The organism is Mesorhizobium sp. M4A.F.Ca.ET.022.05.2.1, assembly GCF_003998845.1.
In the GTDB taxonomy this organism is placed as follows: domain Bacteria; phylum Pseudomonadota; class Alphaproteobacteria; order Rhizobiales; family Rhizobiaceae; genus Mesorhizobium.
This window is the reverse complement of sequence record NZ_RZOJ01000760.1, coordinates 1-982: the sequence shown is the minus strand read 5'-3', so window position 1 is coordinate 982 and position 982 is coordinate 1. Positions and strand designations below refer to the sequence as shown.

At 72.9% G+C, this 982-nt stretch carries 1 pseudogene; it reads right to left on the bottom strand.

Annotated features, from left to right (window positions below):
- Positions 1-241: 241 nt before the first annotated feature.
- Positions 242-982 (bottom strand): annotated as a pseudogene (locus tag EN745_RS35185) (DNA polymerase IV); the annotation flags it as partial.

Sequence of the window (982 nt, the reverse complement as noted above, 5' to 3'; positions counted from 1 at the left end):
GTAGCCGGGTGGCCCGCGACGCCAATCTCCCCGACGGGGAGATGGCCGCCGAGCCCCCTCTGTCCCGCCGGCCATCTCCCCGTCGGGGAGATTGGCGTCGCGGGCCACCCGGCTACTGGCCGACACATGATGCCGACCGTGACGGGATCGCCTGCGAGCCATGGCGCGGCGGAAGCGCCGGCGGCGTCAGGGTCCACCGCTACTGGAGCACCGGTCGCCGGTAGGGTTGGCGATCGGCCAGCTACAGCTCCTTCTCGGCCAGCTCCCTGAACGCATCCGGCACCGAGCGTGCTGCTTCCAGCGCCACCGTGCCGTAGCCGACCGCCTCCCGCCCAAAACGCTGGCGGATCTTGTCGATGGCGCGGTCGGCGCCGAAGCGGGCGAGGCCCTTGCGGCTGCCGGGCCTGAGCTTCTCGTCGGCGAGGCCGAGCGGCAGTTCGAGCTGCAGCTCGGCACTTTCCTCCAGATGCGAGACAGAGATGGCAAGCAGCGAAATCTCCCGCTCCTGCGCATTGGCGGCGAGCACGCCGCGCACCAGTTCCTCGGCGATCTCGGCCAGCATCGCGGTGGCCTGGATCGGCTGCTCCAGCGTCACCGAGCGGCTGACGGCGCGCATGTCGGCGAAGCGCACGCGCACCGTTACGGTGCGGCCGGGCCGCGCCTTGGCGCGCAGGCGGCTGGCGACGCGGTCGGCGAGATGCAGCAGCGTCGGCACGAAGACGCGCGGCAGCGCCGGCTTGCGCCCAAGCGCCGACTGCGCGCCGGCGGAGTGCGCGCGGCGGTGCGTTTCCAGCCGGCGCGGGTCGCGGTTCCAGGCAAGCGCTGCGAGCTTTTCGCCGGCGGCCGGGCCCAGCAGGCGTTTCAGCGCGCCGCCATGGGTGCGAGCGAGCTGGCCGATGGTCTCGACGCCGATGTCGGCCAGCCGCGCCCTGGTCGCCGGGCCGACACCCCACATCAGCGTGACCGGCAGGTCGTGCAGGAA